Annotated in this window: 12 protein-coding genes and 1 pseudogene; 8 read left to right on the top strand and 5 right to left on the bottom strand. The window is 75.9% G+C overall.

The genetic code is table 11. The features are described 5' to 3' along the window. Nucleotides 1-10: 10 nt before the first annotated feature. Entirely contained in the window at nucleotides 11-2,713 is a 2,703-nt protein-coding gene (locus BJP59_RS18960; RefSeq protein WP_194521749.1) for a GH92 family glycosyl hydrolase, read from the bottom strand. 201 nt (nucleotides 2,714-2,914) lie between these two features. Further along, entirely contained in the window at nucleotides 2,915-4,288 is a 1,374-nt protein-coding gene (locus tag BJP59_RS18955) for a glutamyl-tRNA reductase (RefSeq protein ID WP_194521748.1), read from the bottom strand. 176 nt (nucleotides 4,289-4,464) lie between these two features. Between BJP59_RS18955 and hemE the strand changes: the two genes are divergently transcribed. The 6 genes and pseudogenes from hemE (at nucleotide 4,465) to hemL (ending at nucleotide 11,807) form a co-directional block, all read left to right on the top strand. Then, on the top strand, nucleotides 4,465-5,505 hold the full coding sequence (gene hemE / locus BJP59_RS18950) for a uroporphyrinogen decarboxylase (RefSeq protein ID WP_442861555.1): 1,041 nt from the start codon (nucleotides 4,465-4,467) through the stop codon (nucleotides 5,503-5,505). Then, nucleotides 5,502-6,974 (top strand): protoporphyrinogen/coproporphyrinogen oxidase, encoded by a 1,473-nt coding sequence (locus BJP59_RS18945; protein WP_194521746.1) that lies wholly within the window; start codon nucleotides 5,502-5,504, stop codon nucleotides 6,972-6,974. The genes hemE and BJP59_RS18945 overlap by 4 nt, the downstream gene beginning before the upstream one ends. Before the next feature lie 148 nt (nucleotides 6,975-7,122). Beyond that, nucleotides 7,123-8,249: pseudogene (gene hemC / locus BJP59_RS18940) on the top strand (hydroxymethylbilane synthase). A gap of 134 nt (nucleotides 8,250-8,383) precedes the next feature. Beyond that, nucleotides 8,384-9,364, top strand: a complete 981-nt coding sequence (locus BJP59_RS18935) for a uroporphyrinogen-III synthase (protein WP_194521745.1) — start codon at nucleotides 8,384-8,386, stop codon at nucleotides 9,362-9,364. After that, nucleotides 9,361-10,395 carry a porphobilinogen synthase gene (gene hemB / locus BJP59_RS18930; protein ID WP_194521744.1) on the top strand — a complete coding sequence of 345 codons (1,035 nt, stop codon included), beginning with the start codon at nucleotides 9,361-9,363 and terminating at the stop codon, nucleotides 10,393-10,395. The genes BJP59_RS18935 and hemB overlap by 4 nt, the downstream gene beginning before the upstream one ends. Then, complete coding sequence (gene hemL / locus BJP59_RS18925; RefSeq protein ID WP_083711326.1) at nucleotides 10,392-11,807, top strand: glutamate-1-semialdehyde 2,1-aminomutase; 1,416 nt, start codon at nucleotides 10,392-10,394, stop codon at nucleotides 11,805-11,807. Before hemB ends, hemL begins: the two co-directional genes overlap by 4 nt. Before the next feature lie 96 nt (nucleotides 11,808-11,903). On the opposite strand, the gene BJP59_RS18920 is transcribed toward hemL, so the two are convergent. The 3 genes from BJP59_RS18920 to BJP59_RS18910 form a co-directional block, all read right to left on the bottom strand. Further along, complete coding sequence (locus BJP59_RS18920) at nucleotides 11,904-12,506, bottom strand: HdeD family acid-resistance protein (RefSeq protein WP_194521743.1); 603 nt, start codon at nucleotides 12,504-12,506, stop codon at nucleotides 11,904-11,906. A gap of 159 nt (nucleotides 12,507-12,665) precedes the next feature. Beyond that, entirely contained in the window at nucleotides 12,666-13,793 is a 1,128-nt protein-coding gene (locus BJP59_RS18915; RefSeq protein ID WP_194521742.1) for a DUF2330 domain-containing protein, read from the bottom strand. 53 nt (nucleotides 13,794-13,846) lie between these two features. Further along, entirely contained in the window at nucleotides 13,847-14,329 is a 483-nt protein-coding gene (locus tag BJP59_RS18910; protein WP_021483345.1) for a hypothetical protein, read from the bottom strand. 247 nt (nucleotides 14,330-14,576) lie between these two features. Here BJP59_RS18910 and BJP59_RS18905 point away from each other — a divergent pair, with 247 nt between their 5' ends. Continuing rightward, nucleotides 14,577-14,915: a metal-sensitive transcriptional regulator gene (locus BJP59_RS18905; protein ID WP_061267062.1), complete on the top strand. Its 339-nt coding sequence runs from the start codon at nucleotides 14,577-14,579 to the stop codon at nucleotides 14,913-14,915. 24 nt (nucleotides 14,916-14,939) lie between these two features. Next, a complete protein-coding gene (locus BJP59_RS18900) occupies nucleotides 14,940-15,314 on the top strand; it encodes a heavy-metal-associated domain-containing protein (protein WP_021483343.1) in 375 nt (124 codons plus the stop codon). Nucleotides 15,315-15,347: the final 33 nt, after the last annotated feature.

Below are 15,347 nucleotides of genomic sequence, written 5' to 3'. Positions count from 1 at the left end.
TGCGCGGCGGTCAGCCGCAGGCCAGCGCGTCGTACGCCGCGTCGACCGTCGTCGTCGTGCCGTCCGCGGCGACGACCGTGACGGTCGCCGTCCCGGCCTCGACGGACGTCGCGCGCGTCGTGAACGACTGGTAGGCGCTCTTGCCCGGCTGCACGCCCCGGACCGTCCGATCGCCGAACGGCGTCGTGAGGGTCACGTCGAGCGGCGCGTCGGCCGTGCTGGTCGCGCGGACCGCGACGAACGCCCGGCCGCCGAGGCAGCGCGCGCTCGCCTCGACCTCGACCGGCGCGGGCGGGACGACGGCGGAGACCGACGGGATGCGGTCGGCCGCGCCGGTGCCCCACGTGAGGCCCGCGCTCGTGTCGGACAGGTCGAAGTCGAGCGTGCCGCCGTCCTGCAGCGTCGCGACGTCCAGCCACGCGGCGGTGTGCGTGACGCCGTCGACCTCCAGCCCGGCGACGTAGCTCGGGAGCTTCTCGTTCGCGCCCGCCGCGTCGATGCGCAGCGTCGCCCCGGCGTCGGTCGTGAGCGTCGCGGCCTGCACCTTCGGCGCGTTGAGCGCGAGGATCCCCGAGCCCGGCATGACGGGCTCGAACCCGAGCGACGCCATGACGTACCAGGCGGCGAGCGTGCCGAGGTCGTCGTTCCCGACGCCGCCGCCCGGGGTGTCCGGGAAGCGGTTGAGGTTGGCGGCGAGGACGTCGTTCGTCTTCCACGGCTGGCCCACGTAGCCGTAGAGCCACGCGTTCATGATCGTCGGCTCGTTGCCCGGGTTGTAGCGGATGGTCGTGTAGTACGAGCTGCCGCCCTTGGCCCACGTGCTCGGCGAGACGCCGGGGTTCGCGACGAGCGCCGGCTGGTCGAAGTAGTAGTCGAGACGCTCGACGAAGCCGTCCTCGCCGCCCATGACCTCCTGGAGGCCCGCGACGTCCTGCGGCACCATCCACTGGTACTGCCACGGCACGCCCTCGTGGAAGCCGGAGCGCGTGACGTCCGTCAGCTCGGGCAGCGTGACGAACTCGCCCGTCGGGCGCTTCGCGTTGACCATGCCCTGGAAGCCGCCCGAGAGCTGGACGTCCGGGTTCCAGAGGTTGCGCCAGTTGCGACCCCTGTCGAGGAACGCCTGGCCGCCCTCGCGACCCGTGCGCTCGGCTGCGGCGCCGAGGCTCGCGTCGGCGAGCGCGAGCTCGAGCGTCGCCGAGCCGCCGTGGCGGTACTCCTCGAACTGGCCGCCGAGGCCGCCCTCGTTCTCGGGGTAGAACGGCACGTGACCGTGCTCGGCGTAGAACTCGGTGCTGCGCCGCCCGACGGACGCGACGTCGTCCGGCGGGGTCGTCGTGGCGTTCTCCACGAGGTAGTCCCACAGCTCGTCCGCGATGTCGTCGGGGACGGTGCCGAGCGCGAAGTTCTCCGCGAGCCAGGGCGTGACGGGGTCGCCCGCCATGATGTTGGTCTCCAGCGCGCCGAGCGACCAGCGCGGCAACCAGCCGCCCTCGACGCGGTGCTGGTACATCGAGCGCACGATGTCCTGGGCGCGCTCGGGCAGCAGGAGCGCGTGCAGCGTCGCCTGCGTGCGGTACGTGTCCCAGAGCGAGAAGTTCTGGTAGTAGTCCCAGCCGTCGGCCTGGTGGACCTCGAGGTCCATGCCCCGGTACCGGCCGTCGACGTCGCTGCCGATCGTCGGGGACAGCAGGGTCTTGTAGAGCTGGGTGTAGAAGATCCGGCGCTGGTCGGGCGACGCGTCGATCGCGGCACGGCCCAGCTCCGCGTTCCACGCGTCGCGGGCCTCCTCGCGCACGGTGTCGAACGCGACCTGCCCGCCCTCGTCGGTGGCCTCGGCCTCGCGGTTGGCGCGCGCGCCGTCGACGCTCACGAAGGACACGCCCACGCTCACCTCGACGTCGCGGTCGGTCGTGGTGTCGAACACCGCGACGGCGCCGTTGTTGCCGCCCGCGACCTCGCTCGTCGTGGAGCCCGCGACGTAGCGCGCGTCGGTGCCCCACGTGCCGCTCGACGCGACCGGGCGGTCGAACGTCGCGCTGAAGAAGTACCGCTGCTTGTCGGGCGTGCCGCCGCAGAAGCCGCCGTTGTCGACCCAGCCCTCGAGCGTGCGGTCGTCGACCCACGTCACGGAGCTCGCGCCGGCGTCGCGCAGGGTCTGGCCCACGTTGAACGACAGGTGCGACGTCGTCGAGGCGGGGAACGTGTAGCGGTGCGCACCGACGCGCGTGGTCGCGGTGAGCTCGGCGTGCACGTCGTTCGCGAGCGTCACCTCGTAGAACCCGGCCGACGCGCGCTCGGTGCTCTTCTGGTCCTTGATGGCGATGAAGGAGCGCGCCGTGCGCGGGGTCGCGCTCGTGTCCGGCGTGACGAGCAGCTCGCCCGCCGCGGGGCAGCCCGCGCTGTTCACGTGCCGGTGGCTGAAGCCCCACACGCGCCCGGCGTTCGTGCTGTACGACGTCGAGGCGTAGGAGTTCGTGTTGTCCGGGCTGAGCTGGACCATGCCGAACGGCACGGTCGCGCCGGGGTAGGCGTTGCCCTCGCTCTCGGTGCCGACGAACGGGTTGACCTCGAGCGTGAGGTCGTCGCCCGCGGCGGCGGTGATGGTGCCCTCGTCGGCGGGGGCGGCGCCCGCGGCGGCGGGCAGCAGGGTGCCCGGCGCGACGGCGAGCGCGAGCACCGCGGCGAGCAGGGCGAGTCGTGGTCGTCTCATGCCATGTCCTCTTCGACGTGCGACCGGGCGTCGTCGCCCGGGGCGCCCCGGGGCCGTTCGGTCAGGTGCCGCCCGGGCCGCTCGTGGCGGGGCGACGGTGCTCCTGGTCGACGACGGGCGTCCGTCGGCCACCCTCTCCCGGCTATGACTGCGCTGTCAATCGGATGCCCGGGGCAGCGGGTCCGTCCGAGCGGACCGGGGTCAGCGCGCGCCGGCGGCCTCGTGGACGAGCGCCTGGGCGTCCGCGACGACCGCGCGCTCCTCGGCCTGCGCCGCGGCGACCGCCTCCGCGCGGGCCGCGACGATCGCGCGGTGCAGGTCGGCGTGCACGCGGCGCCGCACGCCGCGCGCGATCTCGTCGGCCTCGTCCGGCTCGACCGGGTCGCCGTCCGCCTCGCGCAGCGCGACGACGTCGGCCACCTCGAGCGCGACGCGCCGCTCGGCGTCGGCCAGCAGGGCGACGACCGCCGTGTCCGCCGCCCGCCCGAGGCGCGTCTCCTCGAACGCCCGCGTCGCCTCGTCGACGATCGTGCGGGCCTGCGTCACGAGCTCGGACGCGATCGACGGCGAGTGCGCCGCGAGCGTCGCGAGGTCGTACAGGAGCACGCCCTCGACGTCGGCCACCCGCGGGTCGACGTCGCGGTGCAGCGCGAGGTCGAGCACGACCGTGGGGCGCGCGACGGGCTCGTCGCCCGCCCGCACCGCGGCCCGCTCGCGCGCCCGCACCACCGCAGCGGCGTCGAGCACGTGCTCGATCGCCTGCTCGCGCCGCTCGGCGCCCGGGCGCGCGGCGTCCGCCGCGAGCGCCCGACCGCGCGCGCCGCTGCACGACACCACGAGGTCCGCGTCCTCGAGCGCCACGACGAGGTCCGTCACGGCCTCCACGCCGCGCGCGGCGGCGAACTCCTCGGCGCGGCCGGACTGCGAGTAGACCCGCACGTCGTCGCACCCGAGCGCGCGCAGCGCGGCGAGGCTCGCGCCCGCGTACGACCCGGTGCCGATGAGGACGGCGCGGACCTGCGGCCACGGCGGCAGCTCGGCGGCGGCGAGGTCGAGCCCGAGCGCGACGACGGAGCGACCGGCCCCGCCGAGCGTCGTCTGCGTGCTGACCTTCTTGGAGGTGCGCGACGCCGTCTGGAAGAGGAGCTCGAGCGTCGAGGACGTGACGCCGTCGGCGTGCGCGGTCTCCAGCGCCCGCTTCACCTGGCCGGCGATCTCGCGCTCTCCCACGACCATCGAGTCCAGGCCCGACGCGACGGCGAACAGGTGCTCGGCGACCTCGGTCCCGGCGCGCGTGCGGAACGACGCGAGCGCCTCGGCCACCTCCACGCCCGACGCCTCGGCGACCATGCGTGCGACGTGCTCGGTCGCGTGCTGCACGCCGGTGCCGTCGAGGGGGGCGTCCACGTCGAGGTACAGCTCGAACCGGTTGCACGTCGCGAGGACGACCGCACCGGTGATCACGTCGCACGCCGCGACCGCGGAGCCGCCGATCGAGTGGGCCCCGGTGGAGAGTCGTTCCAGGGCGTCGAGGTCCAGCTCGTGGTGGCTGGCCGTGAGGGAGAGAAGAGCCACAGTGCCTCCGATTTAATCATTCCCCCGGGAGAGAGGCAGAATCGGTAGCTGTGATTCCTGTCGCCCTTTCCCCGGGCCATCCCCTGACCGACGGCCGCACGGACCGTTCCCCGCTCGTGCAGGCCCTGCGCGCGGGCACGACCGGAAAGCGCCCGGAAATCACACCCGTGTGGTTCATGCGCCAGGCCGGCCGCTCGCTGCCGGAGTACCGCGCCGCGCGCGAGGGCGTGAGCATGCTCGACTCGTGCCTGCGCCCCGACCTCGCGTCCGAGATCACGCTCCAGCCGGTGCGCCGGCACCGCGTGGACGCGGGCATCTTCTTCTCGGACATCGTGGTCCCGCTGCGGCTCGCGGGCGTCGAGGTGGAGATCACGCCGGGCGTCGGCCCCGTCATGGGCCAGGCGTACCGCACGCCCGACGACGTCGCCCGGCTCGTGGAGAGCGAGCTCACCGAGGACGCGCTCGCCCCGATCCGCGAGGCCGTCGCGCTGACGGTCGACGCGCTGGGCACGACGCCCCTCATCGGGTTCGCCGGGGCGCCGTTCACCCTCGCCGCCTACCTCGTGGAGGGTCGGCCGTCGCGCGACCACCTCGCGGCGCGCGCCCTGCTGCGCGGCGACCCGGAGACGTGGCAGCGCCTCGTCGACTGGGCGGCCGACCTCACCGGCACGTTCCTGCGGACGCAGGTCGAGGCGGGCGCGAGCGCGGCGCAGCTCTTCGACTCGTGGGCCGGCTCGCTCTCGCTCGCGGACTACGCGGCCGGCGCCGCCCCGGCGAGCACGCGCGCGCTCACCCACGTCGCGGACCTCGGCGTGCCCGTCGTCCACTTCGGCACGGGCACGGGGCACCTGCTCCCCGCCATGCGCGACGCCGTCACCGCGGCCGGGGTGCAGGACGTCGCCGTGGGCGTCGACTACCGCACGCCGCTCGACGACGCCGCCCGGCTCCTCGCCGAGGGCCACGCCCCCGTGCCCGTGCAGGGCAACATCGACCCCGCGCTGCTCGCCGCGCCGTGGGACGTGCTCGAGGCGCACGTCCGGGACGTCGTGCGCCGCGGGCGCACGGCCCCGGGGCACGTGGTCAACCTCGGCCACGGCGTCCCGCCGGACACCGACCCCGACGTGCTGACGCGCGTCGTCGCGCTCGTCCACGCGCTCGCGGACGACGCTCCCGGCAGCGCCGCCGACACCGCCACCGAGGAGGCGACCCGACGGTGAGCGCCGAGCCGACGACGCCCCGTCCGTCCGGACCCGCCGCACCGGAAGGGGTCGAGACCGCGGACGCGGTCGTCGTCGGCGCGGGCGTCGCCGGGCTCACCGCCGCGCGGACGCTGCGCGCGCAGGGGCTGCGCGTCGTCGTGCTGGACGCCGCCGAGGCGCCCGGCGGGCCCGTCCGCGGCGGCGACCTGCCCGGCCTCGACGGCGTGCGCGTCGACCTCGGGGCCGAGTCGTTCGCGGCCCGAGGCGCCGCCGTCGGCGACCTCGTGCGCGAGCTGGGGCTCGACGTCGTCGAGCCGTCGGGCGCGGGCGCGTGGGGCTACGCCGCCGGGCACGCCTACCCCCTGCCGCGCGCGGGCGTCCTCGGCATCCCCGCCGACCCGTGGTCGCGCGACGTGCGCCGCGCCGTCGGCCTCGGCGGGTCGCTGCGCGCGAGCCTCGACCGGGTGCTGCCCCGCCGGTTCACCGACCTGCGGACGCTCGAGACGTTCGCGCGGTCCCGCATGGGGGCGCGCGTGACCGAGCGGCTCGTCGCGCCGGTCGCCTCCGGCGTGCACTCCGCCCCGCTCGACCGGCTGGACGTCGCGGCGGTCGCGCCCGGGCTGCGCGAGGCGTTCGAGCGCGAGGGGTCGCTCGCGCGCGCCGTCGCGTCGATGCGCGCCCTCGCCCCCGCCGGGTCGGCCGTGCGCGGCATCGACGGCGGGATGCACCGGCTCGTCGAGGGGCTCGTCGCGGGAACCGACGTCCGGCTGCGCCACGAGGTCACGGGGATCTCGCGCGCCGCGGCCCCGGACGGCGGCCCCGGGACCTGGCTCGTGCGCGCCGAGACCCCGAGCGGTCCGGTCGACCTCGCCGCGCCGCGCCTCGTCGTGACGACCCCGGCGCTCGTCGACGCGCTCGGCCCGCTCGTCGGGACGGCGGCCGACCTCCTGCCGGACCCGGAGCCCGGCGCGGACGTGCGGCTCGTGACGCTCCTGCTGCGCGCGCCCGAGCTCGACGACGCCCCGCGCGGGACCGGCCTGCTCGTCGCCCCGCCGCACCGCGACGCCGGGCGCGCGGCGCCGCCGTCGGACGTCGAGGCCAAGGCGCTCACGCACTCGACCGCCAAGTGGCCCTGGCTGCGCGACCGCGTCCGCGCCGCCGCCGGGCCGGGGCACCACGTGGTGCGCCTGAGCTACGGGCGCATCGGCGCGACGACGGAGCCGGACCTCGACCGCGTCGTCGTGGACGCGTCGCGACTCTTCGGCGTCGACCTGCACGGGCGCGTCCTCGGCCACGTCGTCACGCGGTGGAACGGCGCGCTGCCCCCGCCCACGCCCGCGTTCCGGCGCGAGGTCGCGGCGTTCGTCGCGCGCGTCGACGCCGTGCCCGGGCTGGCCGTGACCGGCGGCTGGATCGCCGGGACGGGGCTCGCGTCGATCGTCGGCCACGCACAGGAATGCGCCCGCGGCCTCGCGGCCGCGGGGTGAGGGAATCCTCACCGGATTGCGCGCCGGAATAGTCCCGAGAATTCCCCGCGAAATGACCTGACACATTGTCCGCAACTTCCTGACCGGCCGTCAGGACCACGTCACTCCCCGCATCATTCCCGCGCTGTGACGTGCACATTTTCGTGGAATGCCGAAGTGGGGAGAGACTGGTTCCGTGAGTCCTGCAGGTACGACGCCCCTCCGCGTGGGCACGCGCGGCAGCGCCCTCGCGACGACCCAGACCGGCCACGTCGCCCGCCGCCTCGAAGAGCTGACCGGCCGCGAGGTCGAGATCGTGCGCATCCGCACCGACGGCGACGTGCTCACCGGCTCGCTCGCCCAGATGGGCGGCACGGGCGTCTTCGTGACCGCGCTCCGCGAGGCGCTGCTCGACGGCCGGTGCGACGTCGCGGTGCACTCCCTCAAGGACCTCCCGACCGAGCCCGCACCGGGGCTCACCGTCGTCACGCCCGAGCGCGAGAACCCGCGCGACGTCCTGTGCGCGCGCGGCGGCCTGACCATCACGACGCTCCGGCGCGGCGCGCGCGTCGGCACCGGGTCGCCGCGGCGCGCCGCGCAGCTCCGGTCCGTCCGCCCCGACCTCGACGTCGTCGACATCCGCGGCAACGTCGACACGCGCCTCGCCCGGGCGCTCGGCGAGGAGGCGGACCTCGACGCCGTCGTGCTCGCGTACGCGGGGCTCGCCCGCCTCGGCCGGCTCGAGGCCGTGTCCGAGGTGATCGACACCGCGATCATGGCGCCCGCCGCCGGGCAGGGCGCGCTCGCCGTCGAGGTACGCACGTCTTCCCTCGACGACCCCGTCCTCGCCCGCGCCCTGCACGACCTCGACCACGAGCCCACGCGCCTCGCCGTGCTCGCCGAGCGCGCGCTCCTCGGCCGGCTCGAGGCCGGGTGCGCGGCCCCGTCGGCGCGCACGCCGTCGTGGAGGACGGCGACGTGGCCCTGACGGCCGTCGTGGCGCGGGTCGACGGCGCCGAGCAGCTCACGCACTCCGCGCGCGCCGCGCTCCCCCCGAGCACCGGGTCGCTCGCCGCCGCCGCGACCGCCCGGGACGACGTCGCGCGCGGGCTGGGCGCCCGCGTCGCCGACGCGCTCCTCGCCGACGGCGCCGCGCGCCTCGCGCCGCTGCGCGAGACCGGGGCGGGCACCCCTGTCCTCGACGCCCCGGCCGTGGAGGCCCCGGCGACCGACCGCGCCGTGGAGGCTGCCCGCGAGCAGCTCCGCGACGGCGGCTACCGCGGCGCGGCGGAATGAGCCCCGGACCGCTGCGCGACCCGTCGCGGGGACCCGCGCCCGTGGTGCCCCCGCTCCCGGCGCGCGGCACGGCGGACGCGGTGGACCCTGGGGACTCGGTGGACGCTGGGAACCCCGTGGACGCTGGGGATCCCGTGGACGACCTGGACGCAGCCCGCCGGGCCGACGCGCTCGCCGGTCGGACCGTCCTGGTCCCGCGCGCGCCCGAGCGCGCCGCGGGCCTCGCGGCGACGCTCCGCGACGCGGGCGCCCACGTCCTCGTCAGCCCGGCGATCGAGCGCGCGCCCGTCGAGGACACGGCGCCCGTCGACGGCGCCCTCGCCCGCCTGGTCCACGGCGACTTCGCGTGGGTCGTCGTGACGAGCGTCAACGCGATCGACGAGCTCGTCGCGAGCGCCGCCCGCCAGGGCGTCGACCTCGGCGACGCCGGGCGCCGGGCCCGCTGGGCCGCCGTCGGGCCCGCGACGCGCCGCGCCCTGGAGGCGGTCGGCGTCACCGTCGAGCTCGAGCCCGACGAGAACTCCGCCCGCGGCCTCGTCGCCGCGTTCGCCGCCCTCCCCCCGTCGGACCAGGCCTCTACCCCGGCGGACCGCGGCTCTACCTCGGGGAACCAGGGCTCTACCTCGGGAGACCAGGGCTCTACCTCGCGAGGTAGAGGTGTGGTCCTGCTGCCGCAGGGGGACCTCGCCGCGCCGACGATGCACGACGGCCTGCACGACCTCGGGTACGTCCCGCACGTCGTCACCGTCTACCGCACCGTCACGCACGCGCTCGCGCCGGACGTCGTCGCGGCGTGGCGCGCGGGCGCGGTGGACGCCGTCGTGCTCACCTCGGGGAGCGTCGCGCGCGAGGTCGCGCGGCAGCTCGGCCCGTGCGACGACGTCGTGGGCGTCGCGATCGGCGACCCGACCGCCCGGGCCGCGCGCGACGTCGGGCTGCGGCTCGACGCCGTCGCGGAGCGCCCGACCGACGCCGCGCTGGCCACCGCGCTCGTCGGCGCGCTCGCCACCACCGGTCCCTCCACCCGCACGACCGCCGAGCCCGACGACCCGGCCGCTCCCCCGGCCGCCGGCACGACCGGCGTCGCCCCGACCTCTGAAGGAGACCCCTCGTGACCCACCAGCTCCCCGTCGGGCACCACCGGCCGCGCCGCCTGCGCACGAGCCCGCGCGTGCGGCGGCTCGTCAGCGAGACGCGCGTGCACGCGTCCGACCTCGTGCTCCCCCTGTTCGTCAAGGAGGGCCTCGACGCGCCGCGCCCCATCTCGTCGATGCCGGGCGTCGTGCAGCACACCGAGGCGACGCTCGCGGACGCCGTGCGCGACGCCGCGCGCGCCGGGGTCGGCGGCGTCATGCTCTTCGGCATCCCGGCCGAGCGCGACGCGACCGGCACGCAGGCGGACGCCGAGGACGGGATCCTGCAGCGCGGCATCCGGATCGCGGTCGAGGCGGCGCGCGAGCACCCGGGCGGCGGGCCCGTCGTCATGGCGGACACGTGCCTCGACGAGTTCACCGACCACGGGCACTGCGGCGTGCTGGCCGAGGGCCGGGACGGGGGCGTCGTCGTCGACAACGACGCGACGCTCGACCGCTACGCCTCGATGGCCGTCGCGCAGGCGCGGGCGGGCGCGGACGTCGTCGCGCCGTCGGGCATGATGGACGGCCAGGTCGCCGTGATCCGCGAGGCGCTCGACGCCGCCGGGTTCGACGACGTCGGCATCCTCGCGTACTCCGCGAAGTACGCGAGCGCGTTCTACGGGCCGTTCCGCGAGGCCGTGGACTCGGCGCTCCAGGGCGACCGCCGCACCTACCAGATGGACGCGGGCAACGCCCGCGAGGGCCTGCGCGAGGCCGACCTCGACCTCGCCGAGGGCGCGGACATGGTCATGGTGAAGCCCGCCGGGTCGTACCTCGACGTGCTCGCGGCGGTCGCGGAGATGTCGGCGGTGCCCGTCGCGGCGTACCAGGTGTCGGGCGAGTACGCGATGATCGAGGCGGCCGCGGCGAACGGCTGGATCGACCGGCGCGCCGCCGTCACGGAGTCGGTGCTCGGCATCAAGCGCGCCGGCGCGGACGTGATCCTCACCTACTGGGCGACGGAGCTCGCGGGCTGGCTGGACGAGAACGACGGAAGGACGCGGGCATGACGGACACGGGCGGTTTCGGGACGGCGGAGGCCGTGCAGGCGCAGGACGCGGCGCTGTTCGGCGCACCGGGCGCGGGCGGGGCGGACAACCACGCCGCGTTCGTGCGCGCGCAGGGCGTGCTCCCGGGCGGCGTCAGCTCGCCCGTGCGCGCCTACGGGTCCGTGGGCGGCGACCCGCGGTTCCTCGCCTCGGCACGCGGCCCGTACGTGACCGACGTCGCGGGCCGCGAGTACGTCGACCTCGTGTGCTCGTGGGGCCCGGCCCTGCTCGGGCACGCGCACCCCGACGTCGTCGCCGCGGTCCAGGAGGCGGCGGCCCGCGGGCTGTCGTTCGGCGCGCCGACGCTCGGCGAGGTCGAGCTCGGGGAGGAGATCCGCCGCCGGGTGCCCGCCGCGGAGCGCGTGCGCCTCGTGTCCACGGGCACGGAGGCCACGATGACCGCGATCCGCCTCGCACGCGGCGTGACCGGGCGCGACGTCGTCGTGAAGTTCGCCGGGTGCTACCACGGGCACGTGGACGCGCTGCTCGCCGAGGCGGGGTCCGGCGTCGCGACGCTCGCCCTGCCCGGCTCGGCCGGGGTCACCGAGGCGACGGCGGCCGAGACGCTCGTGCTCCCGTACAACGACCTCGCGGCCGTCGAGGCGGCGTTCGCGGAGCGCGGATCCGAGATCGCGGCCGTCATCACCGAGGCGTCGCCCGCGAACATGGGCGTCGTCCCGCCCGCGGAGGGCTTCAACGAGGGCCTGCGCCGCATCACGGCGGCGCACGGCGCGCTGCTCATCCTCGACGAGGTGCTCACGGGCTTCCGCGTCGGGCCGAGCGGCTGGTGGGGCCTCGAGAACGCGGTGCTGCGCGGCCAGGGCGCGGACGGCTACACGCCCGACCTGTTCACCTTCGGCAAGGTCGTGGGCGGCGGGATGCCCGTCGCCGCGGTCGGCGGACCGGCGAGCGTCATGGACCAGCTCGCACCGCTCGGCCCCGTCTACCAGGCGGGCACGCTCTCGGGGAACCCCGTCGCGGTCGCGGCGGGCCTCGCGACGCTGCGGCTCGCCGACGAGACGGTGTACGCGCGCGTGGACGAGGTCGCGGGCGTGCTGTCGGCGGCGGTGAGCTCCGCGCTCGACGCTGCGGGCGTGCCGCACCGCGTGCAGCGCGCAGGCTCGCTCTTCTCCGTGATGTTCGGCGAGCTCGCCGCGACCGCAGGGGTTCGCGACTACGCGCAGGCCCAGGCGCAGGAGACGTTCCGGTACCGCGCGTTCTTCCACGCGATGCTCGACGCCGGGGTCAGCCTGCCGCCGTCGGTGTTCGAGGCGTGGTTCGTCTCGGCCGCCCACGACGACACCGCCGTCGCCCGCATCCTCGACGCGTTCCCCGCCGCCGCCCGCGCGGCCGCCGAGGCCCGCCCCGCCTGACGCGTCCGGCCGGAGCGTCCCACCCGCCGAGCACGGGGTTGCTGTCGTTCTGGCGCTCAGAACGACAGCAACCCCGTGGTCGGCGGGGCGGTCGGGTCAGTACGTGCCGGGTGCTGCCGCGCGTCCGGCCTGTCGGCCGAGCGAGCGGATCTGGACGCCGAACGCGATGAGCATGACGCCCCAGACGATCGCGAAGAGCGCGAGCAGCCACACGATCGACACCAGTCCGGCGTTGACGTTGAACAGCACGAGCAGACCGAAGACGATGCCGAGCAGGCCGGCGACGACGCCCCAGCCCCACCCGCTCCCGGGCACCTTGCGCAGGTCGAGGCTGGCGACCGTCTGGAACAGGCCGTAGACCACGGCCCAGAACCCGACGATCCAGGTGAGCACGATCGCGGTCTTGCCCGGCCACACGAGCAGCACGACGCCGACCGCGAGGCTCAGGACGCCCATCGTCACGAGCAACGCGGTGCCGCTGCCCGTGCCGCGGCGCCGGACGCCCTCGACGATCTCGACGATGCCGTCGACGACGGCGAAGATGCCGATCACCCAGATGACGACGGCCGCCGTCTTGTCCGGCCACGCGAGCGCGATGATGCCGAAGAGGATGGCGAGCACGCCGCGGATCACCGGCCAGTACCAGACCTGCTTCGCGGTGCGCGAGAAGGCGGTGAGGATCGGGCCCTGGATCGTCATGGTCACTCCCCTGCCGAGGTGACGGGCCGGCTCCCGACGGCCTGGGCCCGGGCGCCTCCCGCTTCGCCTCCATGGAACACCCGGCGGTGCCGCGTGTCGCGGCGAACCGCGCGTCTCGCCCGTACGGGGTGACCCGGGCAGCGGGCCGGGTCGCGTCGCTCAGGCGCGCGCGGGGTGCGGCGCGAGGGCCGGCGAGGGCGCGCGCCGTCGTCGGCCTCGCCAGACGACGAGCGCCGCGAGCGCGAGCACGCCGGCGAACGCGAGGACGGGCCCGGCGAAGAACGGCCCGATCCGCTTCTCCGCGACCACGGCGTACGTCGGGGTGAAGGCGACGTCCGCGGCGGCGGGGGCGAAGGAGAAGTCGGAGACGATCTGCGTCGCCGGCTCGGTGAACACCTGCTCGTGGGCCGTGACGAAGCCGCCGGCGGCGAGCAGCGCCGCGAGCTCCTCCGACGCGACGTCCGCCGGGTCGAGACGCCCGGCGAAGCGCACGGTCGGCTCCTGCGCCTCGGCGGTCGGGTCGACGCGGTCGACGCGGTGGTCGGCCAGGACGTACGTGCGCGTGCTCTGGGGGTCCTCCGCGACGGCCGACATGCGCATGGGGTAGACGAGCGAGCCGCTCGGGAACGTGACCCGGAGCGGCTGGAGCGTGCCGTCGAACGCGGCGGCCTCCTCGGGCGCGAGCCGGGCCGCGACGAACGACCAGCCCTCGCCGACGTAGGGGGTGAGGGCCGTCCGGATCGTCTCGGGGAGCTGGAACCCGCGCTCGGTGAGCCAGGCGTCGAGCGCGCCGGCGTCGCTCGCGCCGAGCGTCGTGACGTCGAGCGGCCCGAGGCGGACCTCGTCGAGCACCGTGACGCCCGCGCCCGCCACGGCGTCCGCGCCGCTCCCGAAGCCGAGCTCGGGCCACCACCGGGTGTCGGAGACGACGGCGCGCGGCCGGGTGAGCTCGTCGAGCTCGCGGAACACCTGCGGGTCGGCGAGCGCGACCTGCGCCGGTGCGGGCGTGGGCAGCAGCAGGCCGACCTCGGGCGCGTTCGACAGCGTGGAGAGCTCGACGAGCATCGTCTCGGTGGTCCCGTCCCACTGGAGGACCGCGGTCTCGTGGGAGACCGCCGTGTCGTACGCGGGCCCGTCGACGAGGCCGCCGCACGCGCACGCGCCCGCGGGTGGCGCCGCGACGACGCCCGTCCCGCGAGCGCGACCGACACCACCGCCACGCGCAGCGCGCGTCGTGCTCCGGCTCCCCTGCCCATGCTTGGGAGGGTAGGTGCGTGCCCGGGGCACCGCGCGGCGGGTGCCGAATCGTGATGCCGTCGTGACGGCGTCGTGACCGGCCGTCAGCCGACGGCGGCGCTCACCCCGAGGTGCACGACGACGCCCAGCACGAGGGCCCAGGCCGCGACGGCCACGACGCCCCACGTGAAGACGCGGGCGCGCGGGGCCCCGAACCCGACCATCGCCGCGGCGGTGACGTGGCTCGGCAGGAGCAGCGGCCCGAGGAGGCTGACGCCGGGCACGCCGTAGCGGTCGAACACCTGCCGCATCCGCTGGCGCTTGGGCGTGGTCTCGACGGTCCGTCCGCGCGTGATCCCGCTGCGTGCGGCGCCGATGACCCAGACGACCAGGGCGAGCGCGATCGCGTTGCCGACGATCGCGACCGGGATGGCGACGAACGGGTTGACGCCCGCCACGACCCCGAGGACCGCCGCGCCCTCGGCCTCGACGTAGGGGATCGCGCCGGCGAGCAGGACCCCGACCCAGCGCAGGAAGGGCGGCAGGCCCTGCGTGAGGTCCTGGAGCCCGGTGACGATGTCGGTCATGGTGCGCCTCTCGTTGGTGGTGCCTCCAGCCTCGCGGCGGCACGGCGTCTGCGGCAGTGCGGCCCGTCACCGGACGGGGTGGAGTCCTCACCCGACGGGCATGACACGTGTCATGCGCTCGGAGGGGATCGTCGAACCTCCCGACGGATACCTCACGGGGGTATGATGGAGCGTACCCTGACGGGGTATCACCGCCGCACCACCCGCGCGGCGGGCGCGCTACCGCGTCCTGGACGAGGAGGAGAGCATGAGCGACACGACCGAGGCGACGGCCGTCGAGCAGGAGCAGGCGGTCCACACCGGTCCGCACGGCTACGCGTCCGACAAGGAGGCGTACCTCAAGCGCATGCGCCGCATCGAGGGCCAGGTGCGCGGCATCGCCCGCATGATCGACGAGGACGTCTACTGCATCGACATCCTCACGCAGGTCTCCGCCGTCACCAAGGCGCTCCAGGCCGTGAGCATCGGCCTCGTCGAGGACCACCTGGGCCACTGCGTCGTGGACGCGGCCCGCCAGTCCGAGGCGGAGGGCGCGGCGAAGGTCAAGGAGGCCGCCGACGCCATCGCCCGCCTCGTCCGCAGCTGACCACCCCACCACCCGAGGAGCACCATGAGCACCGTCACGACCCTGGGCGTCACCGGCATGACCTGCGGCAACTGCGTCGCCCACGTCACGAAGGACCTCGAGGCCGTCGCCGGCGTCGAGAACGTGAGCGTCGAGCTCCGCGTCGGCAGCACGTCCGAGGTCACGGTCTTCTCCGACGACCCGCTCGACGAGGCCGCGCTGCGCGAGGCCGTCGACGAGGCCGGGTACGAGGTCGCGTCGGTCGAGGTCCAGCAGGACGCGCTCGCCGCGCAGTACGCCGAGCAGGCGGCCGACAAGCAGGAGGCGCACGACTGCGCGTGCGGCTGCGGCACCGAGCCCGCCGCCGACGCCGCCCCCGCGACGAAGACGTACGACCTTCAGGTCCCGCCCCGCGCCTGACCGTCCCCGGTCCGCACCTCCCCGGTGCCCGAC

It is taken from the genome of Cellulosimicrobium sp. JZ28 (assembly GCF_015327065.1).
Lineage (GTDB): Bacteria > Actinomycetota > Actinomycetes > Actinomycetales > Cellulomonadaceae > Cellulosimicrobium > Cellulosimicrobium funkei.
The sequence above is the reverse complement of the archived record's forward strand: the minus strand, read 5'-3'. Positions and strand labels throughout refer to the sequence as shown.

Coding starts and splice junctions, on each gene's coding strand:
- BJP59_RS18960 (WP_194521749.1), bottom strand. CDS start 2,713: ATGAGACGACCACGACTCGCCCTGCTCGCCGCGGTGCTCGCGCTCGCC.
- hemE (WP_442861555.1), top strand. CDS start 4,465: ATGCGCCAGGCCGGCCGCTCGCTGCCGGAGTACCGCGCCGCGCGCGAG.
- hemL (WP_083711326.1), top strand. CDS start 10,392: ATGACGGACACGGGCGGTTTCGGGACGGCGGAGGCCGTGCAGGCGCAG.
- BJP59_RS18920 (WP_194521743.1), bottom strand. CDS start 12,506: ATGACGATCCAGGGCCCGATCCTCACCGCCTTCTCGCGCACCGCGAAG.
- BJP59_RS18910 (WP_021483345.1), bottom strand. CDS start 14,329: ATGACCGACATCGTCACCGGGCTCCAGGACCTCACGCAGGGCCTGCCG.
- BJP59_RS18905 (WP_061267062.1), top strand. CDS start 14,577: ATGAGCGACACGACCGAGGCGACGGCCGTCGAGCAGGAGCAGGCGGTC.
- BJP59_RS18900 (WP_021483343.1), top strand. CDS start 14,940: ATGAGCACCGTCACGACCCTGGGCGTCACCGGCATGACCTGCGGCAAC.